The organism is Streptomyces sp. NPDC053048, from assembly GCF_044547045.1.
Taxonomy (GTDB): domain Bacteria; phylum Actinomycetota; class Actinomycetes; order Streptomycetales; family Streptomycetaceae; genus Streptomyces.
Genome location: NZ_JBITZS010000001.1, coordinates 865,307 through 882,930, shown reverse-complemented (window position 1 = coordinate 882,930; position 17,624 = coordinate 865,307). Strand labels below are relative to the sequence as shown.

Sequence of the window (17,624 nt, the reverse complement as noted above, 5' to 3'; positions counted from 1 at the left end):
TGTAGAGGCACACTCGGAGACGGGTCACAGACTGTTGACCGTCCTCCTCTTAAGGGTGGCTGGCCAAACAATGGCGGATCAGCGGGAGGCCACGGCACGGCGCAGCGCATCGCGGTGCTCCTGCGTCCAGGCGGCGCCTTGCTGCTCGTCCGGCAGCCCGGCGAGCCCGGTGGAGAAATGATCGACCGCCTCGTCGTAGCGACCCAGGGCCAGGGTGCACAGCCCCATGTTGAGTCTGTTGAACTCCGGCGTGAGCCAGTAAGCGGTCTCCGGAGGCGGCACGGCGGCTGCGAGGTCCGACAACCGTTCGGCTTCGTCGGCCACTCGCAACGCCTGGCCGGTCTCCCCGAGCTCCGCCAATCCGGCCGCCGACTGAAGCAGGTCACCCAGCCGTTGCGCGGGGTGCGCACCCGGTGTGCGCGCGGCGGCGGCGTACCACCGGGCGACTCCCTGTTGCCGCCCCTGCCGGCGTGCGAGATACCCCCGGAAGTTCAACGCCTGCGCGGCGAGCGTGCCGTCCTCGATCGCGTCCGCGAGCTCCAGCGCCTGGGTCAGCATCGACACGGCTTCGTCGTCACGACGCACCTGAGCGAGCATCCATCCGGCGAACTGGGCGAACTCCGACGCCACCGCCGTCAGTCGCTCCCGCTGCGCCCCTCGAGCGCCCTTGAGCATGCGGGTGATGTCGTCCACATGCATGAGGGTGGCCGGGATGACCGACCTGGGATCGAGGACGTCGTCCAAGCGCCGGTAGGCGACCAGTACTCGGCTCAGAGCGTCAACGGTTCCCGCATCAACACGGGACGACTGCCCGGCACTGCGGGCGACCCGCGACTGATCGTCAGCGTTGAGCACGGTCCCGGCCAGGGCTCCACCGGCCTCGACAAGCCGGTCCAAAGCCTCCGCCAGCTTCACCGACGGCTGCTGCTTCCCGTTCAGTACCCGGGACAGATAGGCCAGGTCGTAATTGATCGCGCGCGCTGCGGCACTCATCGAATAGCCACTGTCCCGCAGCGCACGACGGGCGAGGTCGGCGAAGTCGCTCACGGTGAACCCCTAGGCATTGACTCGTACCTCCCAGTTTAGTCAACGCCGGTCAACTCCCCAGTGAGCACTGCGCGATCCAACGATGGTCCATGCGAAGGCCCCGGCGACCGCTGTCACGGCCCCGGGGCATGGCCAACGCTACGAAGGAGCGTCGACGTGACCGACCATATCCCCCGCTGGTTCGGGCGGGTAAGGGCCTTGTTCGCCCCCAGAACCCAAGCCAATGCCCACACCGAACAGCCGGCCACAACCCCCGCGCCGCCCGCGACCCCCGACAGCGACGTCACCCTCTGGGTAACGGCACACGGCTTCGACTTCCGCCGTCGGCAGGCCGGAACGAAGGTGGGGCGATGATGAGCGACGACGCCGGAACTTGGGTCATCGACGCCGGGCGCGACCGCGTCGGCCTAGTGATCGCCACGGCCGACGGGCGAGTGCGGCTGCGCGGCTGGGTCGACGGCAGCGAGTGGGACGCCCTGCCGGGCAACGTCCGCCCGGTGGCCACAGGCGGCCGACAGGAACTACGCGCAAAGGTCGCGAAGGCCAACCACCACAGCGAGCGCAGGTGGGGCCGGTGAGCAGCAACGGAACGGCAGCCAGCGAGGCGCACGTGCCGGCACCCCCGCCGCCCCGGTGCGAGGAGTGCGCGAGCATCAAGCGTGTGATGACCCAGGCCCTGCGAACCGGTGACCGCCAAGGCGCCGCCCGGACGGCCACGGCCATGGGCGTTCACTTGCGGGTGGCTCACCCGTAAGCACCCACAGATCCCTGCCTCTCCGTCGGTCATACCGGTTGGCGCCTCTGGCGGAGAGGCAGGCCCCAACGCCCGTCCTTGGATTCCTGCAGGACAGTTGGCACCGGAGCGGGACACACGATGGGACCACGTCAGTCCCATTCCATCCCCGCATAGGGGCTGGCCTCCCCCGTCCACGGGTTGATCCCGGAGTCCCAGAGCCGTTGCTCCTCTCGCCAATGCAGGAACTTCGGCGATGCCAAATCCCAGAGGTCAAGACCACTCATCGGGCACTCGTCGAAGTCGGCAAGGAACACGCGCCGCAGAAACTCCGCCATCCCGCAGTTATAGATCGTTGGCAGGGACGCGGTATGACGCCCGAAGACCACGACAGGCCATTGGTCGGGATCCTTGTCCGTAGTGAGCCAGCACAAGATATCGGGACCGGAAGTGACTCCCCAGGCAATCAGTGGGGCAGAGGGCGGTTCGTGCAACTCCCAGGGGCCTGGTAGCTGGGCGGCCAGAGCACGTGCAGTTTTCGTCTCCATGAGCATTTGACTCAGAGATTCGTCACCCTTGGTCGACAACGGGTTGAAAATGTAGAGGAATTCACTGATGTGCCCCTCCCCATACTCCGTAATGAACGCCACGTAGTCGTCCGGAAGCCGGGTTCCCCAAACCGCTGCCGCCCGTATCCAGTCGACGGTCTCACCCGCGCCAGTATGCGTTGGCACGAGATGGCGAAGTTCGGCGATTCCTGACATATCGACTCCTCCTTGAAATCCGAAAAAACTGGTATGTGTGCACTCCACTGACGGTCAGGTCGTGAGTGCGCTGCTGCTTGACGAAGTGGCGGACCTCAGTCACCCGCAGGGCCTCACCCTCCACACTGCGCAGTTGGGCTCCCGGACGGAGGTCTCCCGCGTCGACCCACTTCTTCTCGTCGGCCTCCCAGAACGGATGCGTGTTCGTGGCGATGGTGCTCGCCGCGCCGCACTCGGTTTCGACTGTCAGGTCGGTGAAGTCCCTAATTTACCCTTCGGTGCGCCGATGACGTCGGCGCCTACGAAAGGTTGTGCCACGCGTGGCTACAAGTCCCTCGGCACTCCGTTTCCCTTCGTCGCGTGTCAGCCGCAGCAAACGTGAACAAGAGGACGCGAAAGGACTTCACATACTCACTCGGGGGCAGACTTATAATCTTCCCCATTTGTTCGAGAATCGGTTCGCGAACAATCAGCACTGCCGGGGTCATGGTTGGCTTGACGCCTGATCGCAGGAGCCCCTCACGCGCGTCGTTCACTGTTGCGTGGGCCTGCATGGCGTAGCGAACAACCTCGCGCAGTACCGCTCTCTGATCAACCTGCTCCAGCGAAGAGAACCAGGCCACAACATCCTCCAGACTCCGGAGTCCTTGGGCAAACTCGTTGATTATCCGCTCTGATGCTCGCCGCATCCGCTTCCACGACCTCCCCCACTCGACCGCCACCTTGCCCCTGGAGCAAGGCGTCGACCTCGTCGTGATCAAGGAACTCCTCGGCCATGCCCACATCGGCGTCATCGCCGGCGCCTACGCCCACGTACGACTCCGCCTCCAGCGCGGTGCCATCAACACCCTCAGCACCACCCTTGACGGTCCTGCCAACGACAAGTCGACGCGCAACGACGGCGACGACCCGCCGCTGTGTGGAGCCACCGTCCACTGACGTTGCCGTCAACTACTGCCGTCACCCCACGCAGAAGCCCCGCCAGGACGCACCTGACGGGGCTTCAACTGTGCTGGCGCTATCGACCCTTTAAGCGGGATACATTTCACGCGGCCGAGAGTTAACCCTGAGACTGGGCCCCAGAAAACTCCCCAAGAGAGTCGAAGCTACCCCGACCGAAGCACCTTCATCTGAGGGTCAAAACAGTTCAATCCAAACCTGTTGGCAACCTGTGCCACATACGCAGACGCCACATCTGCTCTACTCCACGCAAGCGCGATGTAAACGTAAGGCCCACTTGCCCCTTTGGAAAGTGGCGTTGCAGCCCAGGGCGTCTCGTCTCCGGTATCCCTATCAGGCCAACGCTCAGTAAGGGCGGCCAGGAAGTCGGCGATGACGCTTACCACCGGGAACAGCTCATCACCGTCGAGATACTCGTCGTACAAGCGACTATGCACCCTAGCCGCTTCGCGACCACCGGCTGGCACATCCCCTTGCCAAACCGCCAGGTCGTAGCTCACCTTTCACTCACCTCGTCTCGCATGCAGTAGAGCTCGGCGCTTGCGAATGCTCTCTTCCTGACCCCTCCTACCATGCCTTTGCCCCGCCATAAAGGATCACGTTGACGTCAGCCTGCGGGAGTAAATCGCCACTCTTCAAGCCCCAACCACTCAGTTGGTCAGACCGCAGGATCACATTCCCGCCGTCCCCAAGCTGCCCATACACAGTCTTCTGCTGGGGCGACAGTCTGGCTGAAGGGCCATTCTTCACTTCAAAATACTCGGGCGCACCCATGCCGGGACCGTTCCTGGTTGCGACGACATCAACATACGATATCGTCCCGTCTTTGGCTTCAAGCTTCACGTGCGTCCCCATGATCGTGTAACCACGGTCCTGAAGCTCCTGGACAGCTCTTGCTTCGCCCACCGCTCCCTTGGCCGGGCCGCACGGTCCGCTGTTGTGAACGAGTAGCGGAGTCTGCCCCGCCAGCACATGGTACGTGTGCACTCCGCTGACGGTCAGGTCGTGAGTGCATCACCACTCGGGGAGCTCCATCAGGCGGAGCCGGGACGCGTAGCCGCCTCCGTACGCCTGGGCGAAGCCGGAGTAGTCGAGGCGGACCCCGGTGGGCGCGACCGTCTGGGCCGTCATACCCGCCTTGGGCGCCTCGGCCTTGATGACGATCAATGGGCCGTCCACACCGGCCCGCTTGCTCACCTTCCGTTCGGCGACACTCACCTCGGCCTTCCCCGAGGGTGCCGCGGCCGTCACTCCCTTCGTCCCCCGGCCCCGCGCTACGGGGAGGAGGCTCACGGGCAGGCCGTTCGCCTTCACGGCCCGCCCGGCTCCGCCGTGCACCTTGGACAGGTCAACCGTGGATTTCCCGCCCTTGGGCCACGCGGCCTTCGGTTTCGACTGCGGCATCTTGGGCGCAGGGTCGGTCTTGCGCGGCTTGACCGTGGCAGACTTACCGATCACCGGCTTCCCCGGCGCCGGGGCACCGGGCAGGGCATGCCCCTTGGCCGCTGCCGGGAAGGCCACGCCTTGCATCAGTGACGCCACCAGGAGCGTGGGCACGCTCAGTGACAGACGTCTGCGCCACCTCGCTCTGTGCGCCTTGGCCTTGCGTTTCATCTTCTCGTCATCCCTCGCTGAGTAGCTGAGTAGGGCACGGCGTGTCCTGCGCACGGCAGCATGCGGCGGAACCTTCTCTTACCGGCCGCGCTCCCGGCCGGTTCAGTCGCTCGGTACCTGGGTGGGGAAGTCGTGAATTCCGGCGGCGAGCCGCTCGATCTGGTTCCTGGTGAGAGCCCCTTGAAAGGCCCATACGTCGTCGAGCTGCCCTGACCAGTACTCCGCGTCCGTTCCCACGCCCATGGACCGGCCGAGCTGGAATGACTTGCCGGCGCCGAACGACACGGCGTTGCCGGTCCGGGAGGATCGGTCCTTGCAAGTGGATTCCGCAGTCGACGATCCGTCCGTGTCCGTGCGGCAGGAGAACTCCTCCAGCGCGCCGTTCACGTACAACCGGAGCTCGTGGGCGAATCCGTCGTAGACCAGAGCCAGGTGATTCCAGGTACCCGCGTCCTGGAAGGCACTGTTCTCCACCGTCGTGACGGTGACGGCCTTGTCCGAATCCTTGTCGGCCAAGGTCACCTGCCAGCGCCCGGGGCCCTCGGCATCCGTGTCCCCCGGCCCCTTCGGGCCCGGCACGTAACGGACGGTGAAGGCACTGCGGGCCTTGCCCTCCGCACTCATCACGGTCATGGCGCGGCCCGGCTTGTCCGCCACTCGCTGCGCCCAGGCGGTCATGGTGAAGCTGCCGCTGGTGTCGACGGGCATCCCGTCGGTGGCAGCCGCGTCGTCGGAGCCGTCGAGGCGCAGACTGCCTCTGTCGACATGGCCCGTGCCGATGGCGGCCCCGCCCGACAGCGTCAGGTCGTGGCGCGAAGCCCCGCTGTCCGTGAGCGCGTCCGGGGAGACTGCCGGTGTGCCCGAGGCCGTCTCCAGCTTCCAGCGTCCCTTGACCAGGGGTCGCTGTTTGAACAGCTGCTTGATCTCGTCGACCGACACCGGGCGGTCGTAGAGACGTACGTCGTCGATCTCGCCCGGAAAGAAGTTGTCGGGCTTGCCCGCGTAGGAACCTGCGCCGATCTGCAGTTGCCGGTCCGCGTACCACGGGTCGGGCATGGGGGCGGACCCCGCTTCCACGCCGTTGACGTACAGGGTGAGCGTTCTTGCCACGATGTCGTGGACCCCGGTCAGGTGCGTCCACTCACCGCCTCGAGGAGGTGTTCCGGCAATCTGAACGACCTTGTTCTGCTTGGCGTCGGCAGCGTCGCCGGAGTGTTGGTTGAAAACCCACCTGTCGTAGGTGGGTGAGTAGTACAGCTCGGCTCCGCTGGCGTTCGTGCCCGCCTGTGTCAGGACCACAGCGGTGTGCGTCGGCTTGTCCTTCGGGAGCCGGACCCATGCGGAGATCGCGAATGCCCCCATGGTGTTGAAGTGCGGCGCGTCCACTGTCGCGTAGTCGCGCACACCATCCAGAGCCAGCGCCTTGCCGTCGATGCCGTCCGCGCCCGGGTGGGGACTGCCGTGAAGAACCGCCGGCATGACGTCGGCGCGTCCGCTCACCTCTTTCGCGCCCGGTGCCTCGTCCAGCGGGAAGATCGCACGGGCGGGCCGACCCGGTCCCCGGACGTGCTCTTTCGCGTACAGCCGAGATATCTCGCTCGTCGAAGCCGGCTTGTTGAAGATCTCTACTTCGTCGATCTGTCCCGGGAAGAAGGCGGTCGGCTTGCCATTGGCCGACGACGCACCGATCAGCAGTCCGCGCCGAGCGTCCCACGGTGTCGTGTACGGCACGACCGCCTCCTGCTGGCCGTTGACGAACAGCCGCAGCTCACCGGCACCGCTGTCGTAGACGCCCACCAGGTGGGTCCACTCCCCCGTTTTGACCCCACCGGGCTTTTTCTGCATCACTCGCACCGGCAGCGCGCCGTCGGTGTCCGAGGCGAACTGGCTGAACGCCCAACGGTCGTAGTCCTTGGAGTAATACAGCCCGAAGCCCGGTGAGTGGTTACCCGCCTGGGTGACGACGGCCGCCGGCTCCGAGGGCATGGCCGAGAGCTTGGCCCAGGCGGACACCGTGAAACTCCCAGAGGTATCCACCACCGGGATGTCGCTGCCGGCGTAGGCGTCCTTACCGCTGAGAGTCAGCGCTGTTCCCATCACGCCCTCGGCTCCGGTAGCCGCTCCCCCGTGCAGCTGCACGGTACGTGCCGGAGCGGTGCCCCGCGCCTCCTTGGCCTCCGGCCCGTCGTCCATCGACCACACAGCACGCTCCGGTTGGCCGGCCCGTACCTTGTAGCGATAGGTGTACGGCTCGCTCATGTTGCCCACGGCATCCAGTGCCTGGACGGTCAGGAAGTTCAACCCCGCCTGGCCTGGAAGGGCCCTGATGTTCCTGGCCGCTCCGTCCGTCGTGGTCAGCGCGTTCTTCTCCGAGGCGTCGCCATTGACTCCATAGATGTACTTGGTAATGCCCTTCTGGGCTGGGCCGACGGTGAAGGAGCCGTACCGGCCGACTCCGTCGAACCAGGGGTCGTCCCCGTCCGGCGAGGACCCGGGCTTGGACTCCGGGTAATCACGGGACTCGACCTTTGGAGCAGGAAGAACCTTGGGGTCGACGACGAAGTAGCAGCCGCTGGGCGACCCCGCGTACGACCAGGGGGAGTAGCCGTGCCGGTCGTAGGAACGCACATACCAGTTCACGGGCGTGCCCACCCTGATGTCGGCAGGCAGGGAGATCGCGAAGTCCGAGCCCGATTTCTTGAACGAGGTCAGTCCCGGCTTCCAGCGCGCGATGTTGCCCTTGCCGTCACCCGCGTCCCACTCGGCCTGGAACTCGACCGCCACGTCGTCGCCGTCGGGATCGGTGACGTTGTCGGCGTAGATCTTCCCCAGGCTGCGCACGTGCACCGCCTCTTCGGGGATCCTGCACTTGCCGCCGTACTCCATCGACAGCTGCGCCATGGTGATCTGCGGTGGCGTCTGGTTGTACTGCACCCGCAGGTACGCACGGTCGGAGAAGCGCTTCCAGGCGTAGGTGTCGGACTCGTCCGAGGCCCGCAGCCCGAACGTCATCGAGGACCAGCCCTTGGACGCCGCTTCCTTCACCGCGTCCAGGACCTTGAATTCGGCGTCGTCGGACGCGCATCCCTCGAAGCCGTGGGCGAAGGATTCCTCCGCCAGCTTCTTGATCCAGAATCCCGAGGCCTTCTGGGAGTTCCACGTGGTGGAGGAATCGATTCCCTTGGTCCGCCAGAGCTGCACCCCCTTCTTCTCGCACGAGGCCGACCAGGTCTCCCGGACCACGAACTCCGCCGACAGGATGGTCTTGCCCGCGAACTTCGAGGTACCTATTTCGTAGAACAGACGCTTTGTGTCCTCCGGCTGGCAATGCATCCAGTCGCAATAGCCCATGCCCGCGTCGCTCTTGCCGTTGAACTTCCACTGCGGCTCGTTCGCGAAGTAGCTGGACGCCATGGTCCAGGCGGACGACTGCGGTGTGTACCACTGCGGGTCGATGAACACCGGGTACACCGTGCCGGATCCGTTCAGAACGCTCTTGTCCGGCGTCAGCACCAGCTCGCGTCCGCCGTCGGCAACGTCCACGCCCACCCGGGCCTGCTTGCCGGACTCCCCCGCCCCGGGCTCGTCCCCGCCGTTCCTGGCGACGTTCACGGTGCCCGCCTTGGGCCGGGCCACGTTCGTCTTGTTCGCCGAGGCCCGGCCCGGACTGGAGTCCCACATCATCGGCGCCGGTGCCTCGAAGACGGTGCCGCCGGCGGCCTGGTCGACGGCCGTCAGCCCACCCTGTGCGGTCTGCCGAACGGTGAGGCCATCGCTGTTGAGGCGCAGACGGAGCCGGGCCAGTTCAGGGTTCGCCGCCGCCTTCGCGGACTTCACCACCAGGAGCTGGGTGAAGCCGTCCGCCTGTGCGGCCAGTCTCAGATCGACGTCCGGGAACACGTCCGGGTAGGTGGCCGTGTCGCCTTCCAGACGAGGGTCCGGCAGCTTGGACGGCCAGCTCAGAGCAAGCTTGCGTCCGCCCCTGTCCAGCTGGGCCAGGGCCCCGTCGCCGCCTCCGGAGAACGTCACCCCGACAGTCGTCGCCCGAGGCGAGACGCCGCCTTCGGCGGTCTTCGCCAAAGTGGCGTCCACCGGCTTCCACTGGCCGTCCACCCGCGCCCTCACCGGCCGCAGATACTCTCGCGCCTCCAGCGTTCCGTCGGGCTTGGCCACCACGTCAGAGCGCTCACCGCGTCGGGACGCCACTTCCACATCCCTGCCCGAACGTTTCGCCAGAGCCAACGCCTCGGCCTCCGAGGGGCCCGACCCATCACCGGCCTGATCGGACACGGTGGATGAAGCCCTGCTGGGCGGGCCTGAGCCTGCGGCTCTCGCCACCGCCTGGTCCGGCAGTGCCCCGGCCATCAGAGAGAGACCGAGCCCCCAAACGGCAGCACCACCCAAGGCGCGCACGCGCGCATGACGAAACATCCCCCAGCCCTCCCCAGAGCCTGACGCATGGTCGCGAGGTGTGACGATAGGGGCACGTGTTGTGCGGGGCCTACGTCAGAGAGATAGGGAGATTCCAGGAAATTCATGCGGAAAAGCGATACATGACAGTTGTGTCGTACATCACGCCCAGCGGTCAGCGGGACATCTGGGCCCCACCCTCACCCCTTCTGCGCCGCCTCCACCATCTCCCGGAACTTCTGCGGGGTCAGCGGGGTCGTGGGGCCGTAGATGCTCTTGCCGTTGAGCAGGACCGTGGGGGTGCCCGGGAGGCCCGATGTGCTGAAGGTGTCCTGGGACTTCTGGACCCAGCTGTTGTGGGTGCCGTCCTCGACGCACTTGCGGAAGGTCGGGGTGTTCAGGCCGCTCACCTTGTCCGCCAGTTCCAGCAGGCGGGACTTCTTGCCGAAGGCGTCGTCCGTCTCCGGCGGCTGGTTGCGGTAGAGCTCGTCGTGGTAGGCGGTGAACTTGCCGGCGTCCTGCGCGCACGCCGCCGCGTTCGCGGCGTGGAGGGAGCCCGAACCGGGGATGTTCTTGTCGATCAGGGTGACCAGGTGGTACTCGGACTTCAGCTTCCCCTTCGCCTCCAGGTCGTGGATCGTGTCCCGGAAGCCGTTCTCGAACTGGGCGCAGGCCGGGCAGCGGAAGTCCTCGTAGACGACGAGCGAGGCCTTGGCGGCGGAATTGCCCACGGGGATGGCGAGGTTGTCCTTGCCGGCGGCGCCGCGGGGGGCGACGAGCGGGCCCGAGGTCTGCTTGTTGTCCTTGCCGCCGCCGGAGGAGGCGACCAGGGCCGCGATGCCGCCGCCCGCGCCGAGCACGGCGACCACCACGACGCCCGCGATCAGGGTCCGCTTGCGTTTGGCGCGGGACTCCTCCCGCTGGCGCTGTTCCTGCAGCCGCTCGCGGGCGCTGCGCTTTGCGTCGTTGCTCTTCTGGTTCACATCCCCCTACAACGAACCGGGGGCGCGCCGCAGCGCGCCCCCGGTCGTCGTTTCCCTCCAAAGGGTTACCCGCTCAAAGAGTTACCCACCCAAAGGGTCACCCGCGCTTGCGTACGCCTTCGGCCAGTTCACCCGCGAGGGTGCGCACCGCCGCCAGGCCGGACTCCAGGTCCGGGGCGTCCAGCAGGCGCTTGACGAAGGCCGAGCCGACGATGACGCCGTCCGCGAACTGGGCGACCTCGGCGGCCTGTTCGGCGTTGGAGACGCCGAGGCCGACGCAGACCGGCATCGAGGTGACCGCGCGGGTGCGGGCCACCAGTTCCTCGGCCTCGCGGCCCACCGACTCCCGGGTGCCGGTGACGCCCATCAGGGAGGCGGCGTAGACGAAGCCGCTGCCCGCCGCCGTGATCTTGGCGAGGCGTTCGTCGCGGCTGCTGGGCGCGACCACGAACACGGTGGCCAGGCCGTGCTGTTCGGCGGCCTTGCGCCAGACCTCGGACTCCTCGACCGGCAGGTCCGGCAGGATGCAGCCCGCTCCCCCGGCGGCGGCGAGGTCGGCGGCGAACCGCTCCACGCCGTAGGCGTCGACCGGGTTCCAGTACGTCATGCACAGCACCGGGGCGCCGGTGATCTCGTGCGCCTCCCGCACCGTGCGGATGACGTCGCTGATCTTGATGCCGCCGCGCAGGGCGATGTCGTCGGCGGTCTGGATGACCGGACCGTCCAGGACCGGGTCGCTGTGCGGCAGGCCGACCTCGACGACGTCGCAGCCGCCGTCGAGCATCGCGGTGACGGCCCGTACGCCGTCGTCGACGGTGGGGAAGCCGGCCGGCAGGTAGCCGACGAGCGCGGCGCGGTTCTCCGCCTTGGCCGCGGCCAGGACCGAGCCCAGCAGTTCGATGTTGCCCGCCATCACTCGGCCCCCGCAGCGTCGTTGTCGTACAGCCCGAAGTAGCGGGCCGCCGTGTCCATGTCCTTGTCGCCGCGCCCGGAGAGGTTGACCAGGATCAGCCCGTCCTTGCCGAGTTCACGCCCCAGCTCGAGGGCGCCGGCGAGCGCGTGGGCGCTCTCGATGGCCGGGATGATGCCCTCGGTGCGCGAGAGCAGACGCAGCGCCTGCATGGCGTCGTCGTCGGTGACGGCCCGGTACTCGGCGCGGCCGGTGTCCTTGAGGTAGGAGTGCTCCGGGCCGATGCCGGGGTAGTCCAGCCCGGCCGAGATCGAGTACGGCTCGGTGATCTGGCCGTCCTCGTCCTGCAGAACGTACGACCGCGAGCCGTGCAGGATGCCGGGCGTGCCCTGGGTGAGGGTGGCCGCGTGCTCGCCGGTCTCGACGCCGTGGCCGCCCGGCTCGCAGCCGATGAGGCGGACGCCCTCGTCGGGCAGGAAGGCGTGGAAGAGGCCGATGGCGTTGGAGCCGCCGCCGACGCAGGCCACGGCCGCGTCCGGCAGCCGGCCGGCGCGGTCGAGGATCTGGCGGCGGGCCTCGACGCCGATGACCCGGTGGAAGTCGCGGACCAGCGCCGGGAAGGGGTGCGGGCCGGCGACCGTGCCGAAGAGGTAGTGGGTGCGGTCGACGTTGGCGACCCAGTCGCGGAACGCCTCGTTGATGGCGTCCTTCAGGGTGCGGCTGCCGGACTTCACAGCGACGACCTCGGCGCCGAGCATCCGCATCCGGGCGACGTTCAGCGCCTGGCGCTCGGTGTCGACCTCGCCCATGTAGATGGTGCACTCGAGGCCGAAGAGGGCGCAGGCGGTGGCGGTCGCCACGCCGTGCTGGCCGGCTCCGGTCTCGGCGATGACGCGGGTCTTGCCCATCCGCTTGGTGAGCAGCGCCTGGCCCAGCACGTTGTTGATCTTGTGCGAGCCGGTGTGGTTGAGGTCCTCGCGCTTGAGGAAGATCCGGGCGCCGCCCGCGTGTTCGGCGAAGCGCGGCACCTCGGTGAGCGCGCTGGGGCGCCCGGTGTAGTTGACCATGAGCTCGTTGAGCTCGGCGGCGAAGGCGGGGTCGGCCTTGGCCTTCTCGTACTCGGCGGCGACCTCGTCGACGGCGGCGACGAGGGCCTCGGGGATGAACTTGCCGCCGAAGGCGCCGAAGTAGCCGCGCGAGTCGGGTACTTGGCCTTCGGGGTCGGGAACGAAGAAGAAGTCAGAAGACACTGACGGGCTCCTGTGCAGATGTGGGCGGACGACTACGGCCGGCTGCTACTGCGCAGCCGTCGTACGCCATCGGCGCCCGTTGACCTGCCCCGGCTCACAGCCGATGTGGTACCTCACCCGGCGGCCGCGCACGCGGCGCGCGGGCGCGCGGCAGCCGCGCGGGCGGCAGCCCCGGGCCAGGCGCGCGTACGGGTCGTGGGCGGGCAGCCCGGCCGCGGGCACACCGGCGGGGGCCGGGCTGCGGCCCGGCCCCGTGCGACGGGTGCGGCGGCTCGTCATCCGAGGCGTCAGCTCCGCCCGTGCCGCAGGGCCGGGTGCGCGCCGGCCGCGACGAGATCGGCGACGGCGCCCTTGGGGTCGCGCCCGGTGACCAGGGACTCGCCGACCAGGACGGCGTCCGCGCCGTCGTTGGCGTAGGCGATCAGGTCGTGCGGGCCGCGCACCCCGGACTCGGCGATCTTGATGATGCCGTCGGGGATCTCGGGGGCGACGCGGGCGAACGTGCCGCGGTCGACCTCGAGCGTCTTGAGGTTGCGGGCGTTGACGCCGATGACGCGGGCGCCGGCGTCCACCGCGCGCTGGACCTCCTCCTCGTCGTGCACCTCGACCAGCGGGGTCAGCCCGATGGACTCGGCCCGCTCGATCAGGGAGACCAGGGCCTCCTGCTCGAGGGCGGCGACGATCAGCAGGGCCAGGTCGGCCCCGTACGCGCGCGCCTCCCACAGCTGGTAGGCGGTGACGATGAAGTCCTTGCGCAGGATCGGGATGTCGACCTTGGCGCGGACGGCCTCGAGGTCGGCGAGCGAGCCGCCGAAGCGGCGCTGCTCGGTCAGCACGCTGATCACGGCCGCGCCGCCCGCCTCGTAGTCGGCGGCGAGCCCGGCGGGGTCGGCGATCGCGGCGAGCGCGCCCTTGGACGGGCTGGAGCGCTTGACCTCGCAGATCACGCTGACGTTCTCGCCGCGCAGGGCGGCGGCCCCGTCCCTGGCCTGCGGGGCCTTCGCCGCGCGCTCCTTGAGCTCGTCGAGGCTGACGCGCGCCTGCCGCTCCGCGAGGTCGGCACGGACTCCGTCGATGATCTCGTCGAGCACACTCACGCGAGCGGCCCCCTTCCGGACTCGGATGGTCTGGGCTGGTGCGGTCCGATATCACCTCACCAGGCACTGCGATGGTACTTGCCGGAAGGCGAAGGTTTCGCATCCGGTTGACGCAGGTCCCACCAGGCGGACCTACGAATGGACGGCTGACGGACGGCTGACGGACGCCCGGCGGACCTCCATGGAGCCGTCCGGCGCGGCGTCCGGGTGCGTCCGGGTGCGTTCCGGTGTGCGCTTCAGGGTGCGAGCGCGGATCCCGCCGGCAGGTTCCGTACGAGGGTGAAGGCGACCACCAGTACGGCCGCCGCCCACCAGTGGCGTGCCCGCACCACCGGCGGCATACCCCCTTCCGCCCGGACGGCCCGGACCAGCCACGCCGCCCAGAGCGCGGCGAAGGCGGCGTAGCCGGCCACCGCCAGGGCATTGGCACCCAGCGCGGTGACCAGGTCACCGTGGGCGAGGGCGTGCAGGCCCCGCAGGCCGCCGCAGCCGGGGCAGTACAGGCCCGTCCAACGCAGCAGCGGGCAGGCGGGGTAACGACCGGGACGGTTGGGGTCGACGGCCGCGACCCAGCCGACGGCGGCGCCCAGCCCGGCGGCCACGCCGAGCGGCGCCACCAGGCGCCGCGCCAGGGGCCGGTCCGCGGGCCGGAGGGCGGGGCCGCGTGATGGAGCGCTCACATCGAGCAGTGTCCGCCGAAATGCACGAAGGCGCAGCTCAGGGCCCGGTTCGTGACGTCCGTACGGGCCCGGGGCCGCGCCTTGGGCGGGGCGGGCGAAAGGCCGGTCAGGCCTTCTGCACCTGGGGCTTCGCGGAGCCCTTGGGGGCCTGGCCCATGCCCATGCCCCGCATGATCAGGCCGACGACGCCGCCGAGGGCGACCACGACCATGCCGGCCCAGAAGCCGACGGGCTTCGCCATCACGACGAACGCGCCCGAGATGCAGAAGCCGATGAAGGCGATGGTGACGCCGGTCCAGGCGGCAGGGGTGTGGCCGTGGTCGCTAGCCGACATGAGTTGACTCCTCGTTGCTGTGACGCGCCTGCGGGCGCAGAGATCGCTCGGGGCCATTGTCCCCGACGCCCCGGGCCGCCGTGCGCCGGGGTTGACCGTGTCTCACCGGCCGGCTTCGCCGGTGGGGTCCTCGCCGCGGTCGAGGGCCTTCCACAGTTCCTCGGGCCGGTCCGGGTCGGGCGCGGTGCGCGGGCGGCGCGGGCGCGGGGTGCCGTCGCGCTCGTACCGGCCGGACATGGCGGGCCAGTGGCGTCCGTAGCGCAGGGCGAGCAGCCCGGCGAGCAGGAGCAGCACGCCGCCGGCGACGGCGACCCAGGGCCAGGCGGTGTGGGTGACGTTGTCGATCGCGGCCTGGGTGTTGCCGGCGACCTTGGCGGCCTTCTCCTCCAGCGCCGAGGTGTCGCCGGCGCCGAGGGCTGCGCCTGCGACGATTCCGGCGCCGCTGAGGGCCAGGAGCGCCGCCACGATCACGCGGCCGGCGCGGCGCACGGCGAAGACGGCGACGAGCGCGGCGAGGCCGACGACGGCCAGGGCGCCGGGCAGGGCGGTCACGTCCTGGCCGGTGGCGTGCTGGGGGAGTGTGCCCTGGGCCGCTGGGGCGGTGCCGTTCGCCCAGGTGCGGCCCGTTGCGAAGAGGACGAGGGCGGCGCCGGCGGCTCCGCCGATGAGGGCGGCAGCGAGGCTCATGCGGCTTCGGGGGTGGGGGCGAGGTACGGCTGCGGTCACGTGTACCACTATCGCTGGTCGGCCGAGGTGCGGGTCTGCTGGGGTACCCGCGGGGTGCCGGCCGGTGGTCCGGTTGTGCCCACCCTCCCCCAGCTACCGCTGGGAGGTGCCCCCAGCCCCAGCGGAACGACTGCCCACAACCGGGCGGACGACTGCCCACAACCGGGCGGCTACAGCCTGTTCGCCGTGTGTACCGCCCTCAGGACCGCTGCCGCCTTGTTGCGGCATTCGGCGTCTTCCGCTGTCGGGTCGGAGTCGGCCACGACGCCCGCGCCCGCTTGGACGTAGGCGGTGCCGTCGCGGAGGAGGGCGGTGCGGATGGCGATGGCGGTGTCGGAGTCCCCGGCGAAGTCGAGGTAGCCGACGCAGCCGCCGTACAGGCCCCGGGGGGCCGGTTCCAGCTCCTCGATGATCTGCATGGCGCGCGGCTTGGGCGCGCCGGAGAGCGTGCCGGCGGGGAAGCAGGCGGTGAGCACGTCGAAGGCGGTGCGGCCCTCGGCGAGGCGGCCGGTCACCGTGGAGACGATGTGCATCACATGGCTGTAGCGCTCGATCGACATGAAGTCGACGACCTCGACGCTGCCGGGCTCGCAGACCCGGCCCAGGTCGTTGCGGCCGAGGTCGACGAGCATCAGGTGCTCGGCGCGTTCCTTGGGGTCGGCCAGCAGTTCCTCGGCGAGGGCCGCGTCGGCCTGCGGGGTGGCGCCGCGCGGGCGGGTGCCGGCGATGGGGTGCAGCATCGCGTGCCCGTCCTCGACCTTGACCAGTGCCTCGGGGCTGGAGCCGACCACGTCGAACCCGTCGAACCGCAGCAGGTACATGTACGGGCTGGGGTTGGTGGCCCGCAGCACCCGGTAGACGTCGAGCGCCGAGGCGGTGCAGGGGGTCTCGAACCGCTGCGAGGGGACGACCTGGAAGGCCTCGCCCGCGCGGATGCGCTCCTTGATGTCCTCCACGGCCTCCATGTAGTCGGCGCCGCCCCAGCGGGCGGTGTACCCGGGCAGCTCGGAGGGCGGCAGGGTGGTGGGGTCGGAGGGGACCGGGCGGCGCAGGTCAGCGGCCATCGCGTCGAGGCGGGCGACGGCGTCCGCGTACGCCTCGTCGACGCCCGTCTCGAGGTCGTTGTGGTTGATCGCGTTGGCGATCAGCAGGACCGTGCCGTTCCAGTGGTCGAGGACGGCGAGGTCCGAGGTGAGGAGCATGGTCAGCTCGGGCAGGTCCAGGGCGTCCGGCCCGGCGCCGCCGGGGTGCTCGCCGATCTTCTCGAGCCGGCGGACGATGTCGTAGCCCAGATAGCCCACCATGCCGCCGGTGAACGGCGGCATCCCGGCACCCTCTATGAGGTCGCGCGGGGTGTGCAGGGCCTCGACGGTGGCCCGCAGGGCCGCCAGGGGGTCGCCGTCGGTGGGGACGCCCACGGGCGGCGTGCCCAGCCAGTGGGCCTGCCCGTCGCGCACGGTGAGGGTGGCGGCGCTGCGCACGCCGATGAAGGAGTAGCGCGACCAGGTGCGGCCGTTCTCGGCGGACTCCAGCAGGAAGGTGCCCGGTCGCTCGGCCCCCAGCTTGCGGTACAGACCCACGGGCGTGTCGCCGTCGGCGAGGAAGCGGCGGGTGACGGGGATGACCCGGCGGTCCTTCGCGAGCATCCGGAAGGTGGGGGCGTCGGGGACGATGGCAGCCATGGCAGCGGAGCCTACTGGTCCAGAGGGAGCGAACCGGAATCGAAACAGGTGCGCGTCCCGGTGTGACAGGCCGGGCCGGTCTGGTCGACCTTCACCAGGATGGTGTCCGCGTCGCAGTCGAGGGCCACGGACTTGACCAGCTGGACGTGCCCGGAGGTGTCGCCCTTGACCCAGTACTCGTTGCGGCTGCGGCTCCAGTAGGTGCAGCGGCCGGTGGTCAGGGTGCGGTGCAGGGCCTCGTCGTCCATCCAGCCGAGCATGAGGACCTCGCCGGTGTCGTACTGCTGGGCGATGGCGGGGACCAGGCCGTCGGCGCTGCGCTTGAGGCGCGCGGCGATGGCGGGATCGAGTGCGGAGGGTCGGGCGTTGCCGGTCATGCCTCCCATTGTGCCTGGTCACCGGAGTGCCGCCGGGGTGTGGCGCGGCACCGTGGC

Annotated in this window: 19 protein-coding genes and 1 pseudogene; 3 read left to right on the top strand and 17 right to left on the bottom strand. The window is 69.2% G+C overall.

Going from position 1 to position 17,624, the window contains the following annotated elements; translation table 11 throughout:
* Positions 1 to 78 precede the first annotated feature (78 nt).
* On the bottom strand, positions 79 to 1,047 hold the full coding sequence (locus ACIG36_RS04305; RefSeq protein ID WP_399921591.1) for a helix-turn-helix domain-containing protein: 969 nt from the start codon (positions 1,045 to 1,047) through the stop codon (positions 79 to 81).
* Between the two features lie 156 nt (positions 1,048 to 1,203).
* Between ACIG36_RS04305 and ACIG36_RS04300 the strand changes: the two genes are divergently transcribed.
* Both ACIG36_RS04300 and ACIG36_RS04295 read left to right on the top strand, forming a co-directional pair.
* On the top strand, positions 1,204 to 1,401 hold the full coding sequence (locus tag ACIG36_RS04300; RefSeq protein WP_399921588.1) for a hypothetical protein: 198 nt from the start codon (positions 1,204 to 1,206) through the stop codon (positions 1,399 to 1,401).
* Complete coding sequence (locus ACIG36_RS04295; protein WP_399921586.1) at positions 1,398 to 1,625, top strand: hypothetical protein; 228 nt, start codon at positions 1,398 to 1,400, stop codon at positions 1,623 to 1,625. Before ACIG36_RS04300 ends, ACIG36_RS04295 begins: the two co-directional genes overlap by 4 nt.
* Positions 1,626 to 1,932: 307 nt before the next feature.
* Here ACIG36_RS04295 and ACIG36_RS04290 read toward each other — a convergent pair whose 3' ends face one another.
* Genes ACIG36_RS04290 through ACIG36_RS04280 form a run of 3 tightly spaced genes read right to left on the bottom strand, consistent with a single transcriptional unit; the run spans position 1,933 to position 3,233 of the window.
* A complete protein-coding gene (locus tag ACIG36_RS04290) occupies positions 1,933 to 2,544 on the bottom strand; it encodes an SMI1/KNR4 family protein (RefSeq protein WP_399921583.1) in 612 nt (203 codons plus the stop codon).
* Positions 2,489 to 2,794 (bottom strand): polymorphic toxin-type HINT domain-containing protein, encoded by a 306-nt coding sequence (locus tag ACIG36_RS04285; protein WP_399922196.1) that lies wholly within the window; start codon positions 2,792 to 2,794, stop codon positions 2,489 to 2,491. The genes ACIG36_RS04290 and ACIG36_RS04285 overlap by 56 nt, the downstream gene beginning before the upstream one ends.
* Before the next feature lie 49 nt (positions 2,795 to 2,843).
* The gene (locus ACIG36_RS04280) at positions 2,844 to 3,233 is read right to left on the bottom strand and encodes a DUF5958 family protein (protein ID WP_399921580.1); all 390 of its coding nucleotides are present in this window, start codon (positions 3,231 to 3,233) and stop codon (positions 2,844 to 2,846) included.
* On the opposite strand from ACIG36_RS04280, the pseudogene ACIG36_RS04275 reads away from it, so the two are divergent.
* Positions 3,220 to 3,483, top strand: a pseudogene (locus tag ACIG36_RS04275) (tyrosine-type recombinase/integrase); the annotation flags it as partial. The gene ACIG36_RS04280 and the pseudogene ACIG36_RS04275 sit on opposite strands and share 14 nt — an antisense overlap.
* 588 nt (positions 3,484 to 4,071) lie before the next feature.
* Here ACIG36_RS04275 and ACIG36_RS04270 read toward each other — a convergent pair.
* The 13 genes from ACIG36_RS04270 to hisI all read right to left on the bottom strand — a co-directional run bounded on the left by ACIG36_RS04270 (position 4,072) and on the right by hisI (position 17,567).
* Complete coding sequence (locus ACIG36_RS04270) at positions 4,072 to 4,491, bottom strand: hypothetical protein (RefSeq protein ID WP_399921577.1); 420 nt, start codon at positions 4,489 to 4,491, stop codon at positions 4,072 to 4,074.
* A 27-nt stretch (positions 4,492 to 4,518) separates the two neighbouring features.
* Entirely contained in the window at positions 4,519 to 5,118 is a 600-nt protein-coding gene (locus tag ACIG36_RS04265; protein ID WP_399921574.1) for a hypothetical protein, read from the bottom strand.
* A 102-nt stretch (positions 5,119 to 5,220) separates the two neighbouring features.
* Complete coding sequence (locus ACIG36_RS04260) at positions 5,221 to 9,483, bottom strand: LamG domain-containing protein (RefSeq protein ID WP_399921571.1); 4,263 nt, start codon at positions 9,481 to 9,483, stop codon at positions 5,221 to 5,223.
* Between the two features lie 245 nt (positions 9,484 to 9,728).
* Positions 9,729 to 10,511 carry a DsbA family protein gene (locus tag ACIG36_RS04255; RefSeq protein ID WP_399921568.1) on the bottom strand — a complete coding sequence of 261 codons (783 nt, stop codon included), beginning with the start codon at positions 10,509 to 10,511 and terminating at the stop codon, positions 9,729 to 9,731.
* Positions 10,512 to 10,608: 97 nt separating this feature from the next.
* Complete coding sequence (trpA, locus tag ACIG36_RS04250; protein WP_399921565.1) at positions 10,609 to 11,424, bottom strand: tryptophan synthase subunit alpha; 816 nt, start codon at positions 11,422 to 11,424, stop codon at positions 10,609 to 10,611.
* Positions 11,424 to 12,671 carry a tryptophan synthase subunit beta gene (gene trpB, locus ACIG36_RS04245; protein ID WP_399921562.1) on the bottom strand — a complete coding sequence of 416 codons (1,248 nt, stop codon included), beginning with the start codon at positions 12,669 to 12,671 and terminating at the stop codon, positions 11,424 to 11,426. Before trpB ends, trpA begins: the two co-directional genes overlap by 1 nt.
* 45 nt (positions 12,672 to 12,716) lie before the next feature.
* Complete coding sequence (gene trpM / locus ACIG36_RS04240) at positions 12,717 to 12,950, bottom strand: tryptophan biosynthesis modulator TrpM (RefSeq protein ID WP_399921559.1); 234 nt, start codon at positions 12,948 to 12,950, stop codon at positions 12,717 to 12,719.
* Between the two features lie 8 nt (positions 12,951 to 12,958).
* Complete coding sequence (gene trpC, locus ACIG36_RS04235) at positions 12,959 to 13,768, bottom strand: indole-3-glycerol phosphate synthase TrpC (RefSeq protein ID WP_399921556.1); 810 nt, start codon at positions 13,766 to 13,768, stop codon at positions 12,959 to 12,961.
* Positions 13,769 to 14,004: 236 nt separating this feature from the next.
* Positions 14,005 to 14,448: a DUF2752 domain-containing protein gene (locus ACIG36_RS04230; RefSeq protein WP_399921553.1), complete on the bottom strand. Its 444-nt coding sequence runs from the start codon at positions 14,446 to 14,448 to the stop codon at positions 14,005 to 14,007.
* A 106-nt stretch (positions 14,449 to 14,554) separates the two neighbouring features.
* A complete protein-coding gene (locus ACIG36_RS04225; protein ID WP_399921550.1) occupies positions 14,555 to 14,782 on the bottom strand; it encodes an HGxxPAAW family protein in 228 nt (75 codons plus the stop codon).
* Positions 14,783 to 14,884: 102 nt separating this feature from the next.
* A complete protein-coding gene (locus tag ACIG36_RS04220) occupies positions 14,885 to 15,469 on the bottom strand; it encodes a TIGR02234 family membrane protein (protein WP_399921547.1) in 585 nt (194 codons plus the stop codon).
* Between the two features lie 209 nt (positions 15,470 to 15,678).
* Positions 15,679 to 17,190: an anthranilate synthase component I gene (locus ACIG36_RS04215; RefSeq protein WP_399921543.1), complete on the bottom strand. Its 1,512-nt coding sequence runs from the start codon at positions 17,188 to 17,190 to the stop codon at positions 15,679 to 15,681.
* 11 nt (positions 17,191 to 17,201) lie between these two features.
* Positions 17,202 to 17,567 carry a phosphoribosyl-AMP cyclohydrolase gene (hisI, locus tag ACIG36_RS04210; protein ID WP_399921540.1) on the bottom strand — a complete coding sequence of 122 codons (366 nt, stop codon included), beginning with the start codon at positions 17,565 to 17,567 and terminating at the stop codon, positions 17,202 to 17,204.
* Positions 17,568 to 17,624: the final 57 nt, after the last annotated feature.

Excerpts from the sequence above, each read along its gene's own strand:
- ACIG36_RS04295 (WP_399921586.1), top strand. The coding sequence starts at position 1,398 with ATGATGAGCGACGACGCCGGAACTTGGGTCATCGACGCCGGGCGCGAC.
- ACIG36_RS04290 (WP_399921583.1), bottom strand. The coding sequence starts at position 2,544 with ATGTCAGGAATCGCCGAACTTCGCCATCTCGTGCCAACGCATACTGGC.
- ACIG36_RS04280 (WP_399921580.1), bottom strand. The coding sequence starts at position 3,233 with ATGCGGCGAGCATCAGAGCGGATAATCAACGAGTTTGCCCAAGGACTC.
- ACIG36_RS04265 (WP_399921574.1), bottom strand. The coding sequence starts at position 5,118 with ATGAAACGCAAGGCCAAGGCGCACAGAGCGAGGTGGCGCAGACGTCTG.
- ACIG36_RS04260 (WP_399921571.1), bottom strand. The coding sequence starts at position 9,483 with ATGGCCGGGGCACTGCCGGACCAGGCGGTGGCGAGAGCCGCAGGCTCA.
- trpA (WP_399921565.1), bottom strand. The coding sequence starts at position 11,424 with ATGGCGGGCAACATCGAACTGCTGGGCTCGGTCCTGGCCGCGGCCAAG.
- trpM (WP_399921559.1), bottom strand. The coding sequence starts at position 12,950 with ATGACGAGCCGCCGCACCCGTCGCACGGGGCCGGGCCGCAGCCCGGCC.
- ACIG36_RS04225 (WP_399921550.1), bottom strand. The coding sequence starts at position 14,782 with ATGTCGGCTAGCGACCACGGCCACACCCCTGCCGCCTGGACCGGCGTC.
- ACIG36_RS04220 (WP_399921547.1), bottom strand. The coding sequence starts at position 15,469 with ATGAGCCTCGCTGCCGCCCTCATCGGCGGAGCCGCCGGCGCCGCCCTC.
- ACIG36_RS04215 (WP_399921543.1), bottom strand. The coding sequence starts at position 17,190 with ATGGCTGCCATCGTCCCCGACGCCCCCACCTTCCGGATGCTCGCGAAG.
- hisI (WP_399921540.1), bottom strand. The coding sequence starts at position 17,567 with ATGACCGGCAACGCCCGACCCTCCGCACTCGATCCCGCCATCGCCGCG.